At 73.9% G+C, this 7,623-nt stretch carries 8 protein-coding genes and 1 pseudogene; 6 read left to right on the forward strand and 3 right to left on the reverse strand.

Annotation, left to right across the window (positions count from 1 at the left end; translation table 11 throughout):
• Together NH602_RS25675 and NH602_RS25680 are read right to left on the reverse strand one after the other, a co-directional pair.
• Positions 1-655, reverse strand: a 655-nt coding sequence (locus NH602_RS25675; protein ID WP_253069133.1) for a hypothetical protein, incomplete at its 3' end; no start/stop codon positions are given.
• The gene (locus tag NH602_RS25680) at positions 642-1,307 is read right to left on the reverse strand and encodes a response regulator transcription factor (protein WP_073574688.1); all 666 of its coding nucleotides are present in this window, start codon (positions 1,305-1,307) and stop codon (positions 642-644) included. The genes NH602_RS25680 and NH602_RS25675, both read right to left, overlap by 14 nt.
• Before the next feature lie 105 nt (positions 1,308-1,412).
• Here NH602_RS25680 and efp point away from each other — a divergent pair, with 105 nt between their 5' ends.
• Complete coding sequence (efp, locus tag NH602_RS25685; RefSeq protein ID WP_073574689.1) at positions 1,413-1,973, forward strand: elongation factor P; 561 nt, start codon at positions 1,413-1,415, stop codon at positions 1,971-1,973.
• Between the two features lies 1 nt (position 1,974).
• The gene (gene nusB, locus NH602_RS25690) at positions 1,975-2,394 is read left to right on the forward strand and encodes a transcription antitermination factor NusB (RefSeq protein ID WP_073574690.1); all 420 of its coding nucleotides are present in this window, start codon (positions 1,975-1,977) and stop codon (positions 2,392-2,394) included.
• A 107-nt stretch (positions 2,395-2,501) separates the two neighbouring features.
• On the opposite strand, the gene NH602_RS25695 is transcribed toward nusB, so the two are convergent.
• Positions 2,502-2,993, reverse strand: coding sequence for a transcriptional regulator (locus NH602_RS25695; protein WP_020625790.1), 492 nt, complete (start codon positions 2,991-2,993; stop codon positions 2,502-2,504).
• Between the two features lie 583 nt (positions 2,994-3,576).
• On the opposite strand from NH602_RS25695, the gene pyrR reads away from it, so the two are divergent.
• From pyrR to carA, 4 genes and pseudogenes are all read left to right on the forward strand, one after another.
• A complete protein-coding gene (gene pyrR, locus NH602_RS25700) occupies positions 3,577-4,170 on the forward strand; it encodes a bifunctional pyr operon transcriptional regulator/uracil phosphoribosyltransferase PyrR (RefSeq protein ID WP_062395627.1) in 594 nt (197 codons plus the stop codon).
• Entirely contained in the window at positions 4,167-5,111 is a 945-nt protein-coding gene (locus tag NH602_RS25705) for an aspartate carbamoyltransferase catalytic subunit (RefSeq protein WP_253069134.1), read from the forward strand. Before pyrR ends, NH602_RS25705 begins: the two co-directional genes overlap by 4 nt.
• Positions 5,108-6,400, forward strand: a complete 1,293-nt coding sequence (locus NH602_RS25710; RefSeq protein WP_253069135.1) for a dihydroorotase — start codon at positions 5,108-5,110, stop codon at positions 6,398-6,400. Before NH602_RS25705 ends, NH602_RS25710 begins: the two co-directional genes overlap by 4 nt.
• Positions 6,397-7,491 (forward strand): annotated as a pseudogene (gene carA, locus NH602_RS25715) (glutamine-hydrolyzing carbamoyl-phosphate synthase small subunit); the annotation flags it as partial. The gene NH602_RS25710 and the pseudogene carA, both read left to right, overlap by 4 nt.
• Positions 7,492-7,623: the final 132 nt, after the last annotated feature.

Here is a 7,623-nt window from a genome sequence, read left to right on the forward strand (position 1 = left end):
GCACCCCGCCGCCGATCTCCTCGGCGATCCGGGACCGCTCGGCGGCCAGCGCGGTGCCGTGCCGCAGCCGGTCGGTCTCGGCCCGTTCCCGGTCGGCGCGCAGCGCGGCGGACCGGCTCCAGCGCCCTGCGAGGGCGGCGATCACCAGCAGCGGCGCCACCACCACCGAGCCGCCGACGAGCATCCCCGCCTCGGTCGCCGGATCCGGCGACACCGGGACGCGCAGCAGCCCGGCCAGGCCGAGCGCCCCGAGCCAGGGCAGCGTCACCCAGGCCGCCGCGCCGGCCGGTCCGCGCTGCGGAGCCCGCGCGACGGAGAAGGCCAGCAGCGGCCACAGCAACGTCGCGAACCCGCCGAGGAACGCCATCGCCGGGGCGGTGAGCACGGCCAGGACCAGGTAGGCGCGCCGCGGCCGGTGGCGGCGCAGCAGCACGGTGGCGGCCATCGCCGGGCTCAGCACCGCCGCCAGCGCCACGGACAGCGGCGGGGTGAGCCGGTGGGTGTAGCCGGGGATCTCCAGGACCAGGGCGGTGACCAGCTCCTGGGCGACCAGGATCAGCGCCAGCACCGCCAGCGCGACATCCCCGGCGCGCGTGCCGGGCAGCGGCGTGGGGGCGGGCGCGGGGGCGTCCGGGCCGGGCTCAGCCGTCGGCACCGGCGGCTCCCACCAGCCCGTGCTCGTAGGCGAACACCACCAGCTGCACCCGGTCGCGCAGCCCCAGCTTGGTGAGCAGGTTCGAGACGTGGGTCTTGACCGTCGTACCGCCCAGCACCAGCCGGTCGGCGATCTCGGCGTTGGACAGCCCGGCGGCGACCAGCCCGAGCACCTCCCGCTCCCGCTCGGTCAGCCCGGCCGCGGGCCCGGCCGGGGCGGGCGGGTCGGCCGGGACGAACGAGCCGACGAGCCGCCGCGTGACCGACGGCGCGAACAGCTCGTGCCCGGCGTGCACGGTGCGGACCGCGACCTGGAGGTCCTCCGGCTCGACGTCCTTCAGCACGAAGCCGGACGCGCCGGCCCGCAGGGCGTCGTAGACGTGGCGGTCCAGGTCGAACGTCGTCACCACCAGCACACGGATGCCGGGGTCGCGCAGCGCGCGGATCCGCCGGGTCCCCTCGATGCCGTCGGTGCCGGGCATCCGGACGTCCATCAGCACGACGTCCGGGCGCAGGGTCTCGGCCAGCTCGGCGGCCTCCGCGCCGTCCCCGGCCTCCCCGACGACGTCGATGTCCGGCGCCGCCGCGAGCACCGTCCGCAGCCCCGCCCGCACCACCGCCTGGTCGTCGGCCACCACCACCCGCACCGTCATGGCGCCCATCCTGGCAGGTCGCCCGCCCCTCGGGCGGGCCGGTGAACCGGGTGGCGGTACCCTGACCGACGCACGAATCCGAGATCCGAGCAGGAGAGCGCGCACGTGGCGACCACGAACGACCTGAAGAACGGCCTGGTCCTGAACATCGAGGGCCAGCTGTGGACCGTGACGGCGTTCCAGCACGTCAAGCCCGGCAAGGGCGGTGCGTTCGTTCGCACCACGCTGAAGAACGTGATGTCCGGGAAGGTCGTGGACCGGACCTTCAACGCGGGCACCAAGGTCGACACCGCGACGGTGGACCGCCGCGACATGACCTACCTGTACCGCGAGGGCACCGACTTCGTCTTCATGGACGGCGACACCTTCGACCAGATCCCGATCCCGGAGAAGGCCGTCGGCGACGCCGCGCGCTACCTGCTGGAGAACGCCTCCGCCCAGGTGTCGCTGCACGAGGGCGAGCCGCTGTTCATCGAGCTCCCGACCTCGGTCGAGCTGGTCATCTCCCACACCGACCCGGGCCTGCAGGGTGACCGCTCCACCGGCGGCACCAAGCCCGCGACCCTGGAGACCGGCGCCGAGATCCAGGTGCCGCTGTTCCTGGAGAGCGGCACCAAGGTCAAGGTCGACACCCGGGACGGCCGTTACCTCGGCCGCGTGAGCTGAGGTGCGCGCACGCACCAAGGCCCGTAAACGGGCACTGGACATCCTCTTCGAGGCCGAGGCCCGCGGTGAGGACGCCCTGTCCGTGCTCGCCGCGCGCCGCGAGACCGACGACGCGCCGCCCGTGCAGGACTACGCGGCGCGGCTCGTCGAGGGCGTCGCGACCCACCGGGACCGGATCGACCAGCTGATCGCCGAGCACGCCGAGGGCTGGGACGTCGACCGGATGCCCGCGGTCGACCGCGGCCTGCTGCGGCTCGGGATCTACGAGCTGCTGTGGGTCGACGACGTCGACGACCCGGTCGCGATCACCGAGGCCGTCGAGCTGGCCCGGACGCTGTCGACCGACGACTCCCCGCGCTACGTCAACGGGGTGCTCGGCCAGATCTCCGACATCGCCGAGCACCTGCGCGCGACCCTCTGACCAGGGCCTGAACGCACGAAGGGCGGTGGCCGGGGGACTGTGCAGACCCCGGCCACCGCCCGACCGGTCGCGTCACCCTTCCCCTGGGACGCGGCCGGTGGAACAGATCATCCCACGTGCTGCCCGGGACGCGCCTCGGGCGGGAGCACTCCCCAGTCGATGAGCTGGTCGGTCAGCTCGCCGGGGGACATGTCGTAGATGATCGCGAGCGAACGCAGGTCCTCGGCGCGGATCGAGAGCACCTTGCCGTTGTAGTCGCCGCGCTGGCTCTGGATGGCCGCGGCGTAGCGGGCCAGCGGCCCGACCTTGTCCGCGGGGAGCTGCTGCAGCCGCTCCAGGTTGATCACGATCTTCGTCGCGGGCTCGCTGCCGGAGGGGATGCGGCCCTCGGGGAGCAGCTCGGCCACCGGGACGCCGTAGAAGTCGGCCAGCTCGGCCAGCTTCTGCACGGTGACCGCACGGTCCCCGCGCTCGTAGGAGCCCACGACGACCGCTTTCCAGCGTCCGCCCGACTTCTGCTCGACGCCGTGCAGGGAGAGCCCCTGTTGCTGCCTGATCGCCCGGAGCTTGCCCCCGAGCGCCTTGGCGTAGTCGCCCATCGATCTCCTCGTTCCTGACGGTCCGTACCGGTGTGGCCGGACCGGCCGGTCACCGGCGGTGCACCGGTGGCGTTGTCGCGCCTGCCGCGTCGTCGCCCCTGTGGGTGGTCCCGTTCGGGGCGGCAGCTCCGGCGGGTGCCGGCGTCCCGACCGTCCCGCTCGTCGCGGCGCTGCTGCACGCGTGCTGATTGATACGGAGAGTAATCCTCCGGGTCCGGTCCGGCACCGTCAAGTTCGACCCCCTGCTCGGGGGGTTGACGAGCGGTTTCCCACACGAACGGGGCAGTCCACGTCCCTCGTCAGCGGTAGCGCAGGGTGTGGGTACGCGATCCCACCACCCGCCCCTGTGGGTGCGCATGGGCAGAATCGGGTATCGCAAGGTGTCGTGCCGGACGGCCGTCGGCCATCGCGCATCGTGACGGGAACGTGACCTCGAACGGGTGACGCGGCTGTGGCGCGGCTCGCGGTGTGGCGCGCTGCGGCCGTCCCGCGCGGGCACCCGCCGAGTTGCTAGGTTGGCGCACAGCTCGTGTACGACCGTCCTTTAAGACCCGTCCGGTGAGGCGGGGAAGGAGACCACCTCGTGGCGCAGAACCGCCGCGGGGACGCCGACGCACAGCAGCCCGCACGGGAACTGCTGTCCGCCGCCGACGTCACCCGCACCGTCGCGCGCATCGCGCACCAGATCATCGAGAAGACCGCCTTCAGCGCCGAGAACCCCGACGGGCTCGTGCTCCTGGGCGTCCCCACCCGCGGCGTGCACCTGGCCCACCGGCTCGCCGCCGCGATCACGGACTTCGCCGGGGCCGCACCGGCGGTCGGCTCGGTCGACGCCACCCTCTACCGCGACGACCTGCGCCGCGGCCCGGCCCGTGCGCTGGAGTCCACCGCGGTGCCCGAGGGCGGCGTGGACGACCGGCTGGTCGTGCTCGTCGACGACGTCCTCATGTCCGGGCGCACCACCCGCGCCGCGCTCGACGCCCTGCGCGACGAGGGCCGTCCGCGTGCGGTGCAGCTCGCCGTGCTGATCGACCGCGGCCACCGGGAGCTCCCGATCCGCGCCGACTACGTCGGCAAGAACGTCCCGACGTCGCGCTCGGAGCAGATCCTGGTCTCGCTGACCGAGATCGACGGCAGCGACGGCGTCTGGATCACCCAGGGAGAGGGGGACAGGTGAGACACCTGCTCTCGGTCGCCGACCTCGACGCCGCCGAGGCCACCGCGCTGCTCGACACCTCCGACCGGCTGCGCGAGGCGCTGCTCGGCCGCGAGGTGCGCAAGCTGCCGACGCTGCGCGGCCGCACGGTCATCACGATGTTCTACGAGAACTCCACCCGCACCCGGGTGTCGTTCGAGATCGCCGGCAAGTGGATGAGCGCCGACACCGTGAACGTGTCCGCCTCCGGCTCCTCGGTCTCCAAGGGCGAGTCGCTGCGCGACACCGCGCTGACCCTGTCCTCGATGGGCGCGGACTGCGTGGTCGTGCGCCACCCCGCCTCGGGGTCGGCGCACCGGCTCGCGCACTGGGCGGACGCCGACCGCGAGGTCACCGGCACCCCCACGGCGATCGTCAACGCCGGTGACGGCACCCACGAGCACCCCACCCAGGCGCTGCTCGACGCCGCGACCCTGCGCGACCGGCTCGGCGGCATCGCCGGGCGGCGGATCGGGATCGTCGGCGACGTCCTGCACTCCCGGGTCGCCCGGTCCAACGTGCTGCTGCTCGCGACCCTCGGGGCCGAGGTCGTGCTCGTCGCGCCGCCGACGCTGCTGCCCACCGGCGTCGAGTCCTGGCCGTGCCGGGTGTCCCACGAGCTGGACGCCGAGCTGCCCGCGCTCGACGCGGTCATGATGCTGCGCGTGCAGTCCGAGCGGATGCACGGCGGCTTCTTCCCCTCCGCGCGCGAGTACGCGGTGCGCTTCGGGCTGTCCGAGGACCGCGCGGGGCTCCTGCCCGACCACGCGGTCGTCCTGCACCCCGGCCCGATGATCCGCGGCATGGAGATCGCCCCCGCGGTCGCCGACGCCCCCAACTCCGCCGTCCTGGCCCAGGTGCGCAACGGCGTGCACGTGCGGATGGCCGTCCTCTACCACCTTCTCGCCGGAGCTCCCGAATGACCGACCTGCTGATCCGCAACACCCGGCCCTACGGCGGGGACCCGGTCGACGTGCTCGTCGCCGACGGCGTCGTCGCCACCATCGGCACCGGCCTGACCGCGCCCGAGGGCGCCGAGGTCCTCGACGCCGACGGCGCCGTGCTGCTGCCCGGCTTCGTCGACCTGCACGTGCACCTGCGCGAGCCGGGCGGCGAGGAGTCCGAGACCATCGAGACCGGCAGCCGTGCCGCGGCGCTCGGCGGGTTCACCGCCGTGTTCGCGATGCCGAACACCACCCCGGTCGCCGACTCCGACGTCGTCGTCGAGCACGTGCGCCGGCGCGGCGAGGAGATCGGGCTGGTCGACGTGCACCCGGTCGGTGCGGTCACCGTCGGCCTCGGCGGCGAGAAGCTCGCCGAGCTCGGCACGATGGCCGCCTCCCGCGCCGCGGTGCGGATGTTCTCCGACGACGGCCGCTGCGTGAACGACCCGCTGATCATGCGCCGCGCGCTGGAGTACGCCTCCGCGCTCGACGTCGTCGTCGCCCAGCACGCCGAGGACCACCGCCTCACCGGCGGCGCCCAGGCGCACGAGGGTGCCGTCGCCGCGCGGCTCGGGCTCGCCGGGTGGCCCGCCACCGCGGAGGAGACGATCGTCGCCCGCGACTGCGCGCTGGCCCGCGAGGCCGGCGCGCGGCTGCACGTCTGCCACATCTCCACCGCCCGCACGATCGACGTGCTGCGCGCGGCCAAGGCCCAGGGCGTGCGGGTGTCGGCCGAGGTCACCCCGCACCACCTGCTGCTCACCGACTCCCGGCTGACCGGCTACGACCCGGTGAACAAGGTCAACCCGCCGCTGCGCACCGCCGACGACACCCGCGCGATGCGCGAGGCGCTGGCCGAGGGCGTGATCGACGTCGTCGCGACCGACCACGCCCCGCACGCCGCGCAGTACAAGGACACCGAGTGGCAGGCCGCGAAGCCGGGCATGCTGGGCCTGCAGACCGCGCTGTCGGTGCTGGTCGAGACGATGGTGGAGCCGGGCCTGCTGGACTGGCACGGCGTCGCGCGGGTGCTGTCGGAGCGCCCCGCGGAGATCGGGAACCTGCCCGACCAGGGCCGTCCGATCGCGGAGGGGGAGCCGGCGACGTTCGCGCTGGTCGACCCGGACGGGGTCTGGACGGTCCGCGGTGCGGAGCTGGCGAGCAAGGCGGCGAACACGCCGTACGAGGGAATGCGGCTGCCCGGAACGGTGGTCGCGACGGTGCTGCGGGGACGCATCACCGCGCAGGACGGGAAGGTTGTGCAGTGACCGCGCTTTTGGTTCTCGAGGACGGGCGGATCTTCCGCGGTGAGGCCTACGGCGCCACCGGGCAGACCCTGGGTGAGGCCGTGTTCACCACCGGCATGACCGGCTACCAGGAGACCCTCACCGACCCGTCGTACCACCGCCAGATCGTGCTGCAGACCGCACCGCAGATCGGCAACACCGGCTGGAACGACGAGGACGACGAGTCGCGGGCGATCCAGGTCGCGGGCTACGTCGTGCGCGACCCGGCCCGGCGGCCGTCGAACTGGCGGGCGACCGGCTCGCTGGAGGACGCGCTGCGGGCCCAGGGGGTCGTCGGGATCGCCGGGATCGACACCCGCGCCGCGGTGCGCCACCTGCGCGAGCAGGGCGCCATGCGCGCCGGGATCTTCTCCGGCACCGCCCTCGCCGCCGACGACGAGCTGGTCGAGCGGGTCAGGCAGGCCCCGCAGATGGAGGGCGCCGACCTCTACGGCGCCGTCACCACCGCCGAGACCTACGTGGTGCCCGCGGTGGGGGAGCGGCGCTTCGTCGTCGCCGCCCTGGACGTCGGCATCAAGTTCAACACCCCGCGGATGATGGCCGCCCGCGGCATCGAGGTGCACGTGCTGCCCGCGTCGAGCACCATCGAGACCGTCGAGTCGCTGCGCCCGGACGGCTTCTTCCTGGCCAACGGCCCGGGGGACCCGGCCACCGCCGACGGCCCGGTCGCACTCGCCCGGCAGGTCCTGGAGCGGCGCATCCCGCTGTTCGGGATCTGCTTCGGCAACCAGATCCTCGGCCGCGCGCTCGGCCGGTCCACCTACAAGCTGCGCTACGGCCACCGGGGCATCAACATCCCGGTCGTCGAGCACGCCACCGGGCGGATCGCGATCACCTCGCAGAACCACGGCTTCGCGGTGTCCGGCGAGGCGGGCGAGGAGTTCGACACCCCCTACGGCCGCGCGCAGATCACCCACACCTGCCCCAACGACGGCTGCGTCGAGGGCATGGCCGGGCTCGACTTCCCGGCGTTCTCCGTGCAGTACCACCCGGAGGCCGCCGCGGGCCCGCACGACGCGTCGGACCTGTTCGACCGCTTCGTGGAGCTCATGACCGAGTACCCGGTCGGCTACGCCGGCGTCGCCGGGCAGCGGCCCCAGGGCACCGCGCCCGCGCCGTACCCGCGGCCCGAGGCCGAGAACCACTCCGGCGTCGAGGCCCGGCCCGGGACCGAGCCGGCGCCC

Source organism: Pseudonocardia sp. McavD-2-B (genome assembly GCF_024124365.1).
In the GTDB taxonomy this organism is placed as follows: Bacteria; Actinomycetota; Actinomycetes; order Mycobacteriales; family Pseudonocardiaceae; genus Pseudonocardia; species Pseudonocardia alni.

Coding starts and splice junctions, on each gene's coding strand:
- NH602_RS25680 (WP_073574688.1), bottom strand. CDS start 1,307: ATGACGGTGCGGGTGGTGGTGGCCGACGACCAGGCGGTGGTGCGGGCG.
- NH602_RS25695 (WP_020625790.1), bottom strand. CDS start 2,993: ATGGGCGACTACGCCAAGGCGCTCGGGGGCAAGCTCCGGGCGATCAGG.
- NH602_RS25710 (WP_253069135.1), top strand. CDS start 5,108: ATGACCGACCTGCTGATCCGCAACACCCGGCCCTACGGCGGGGACCCG.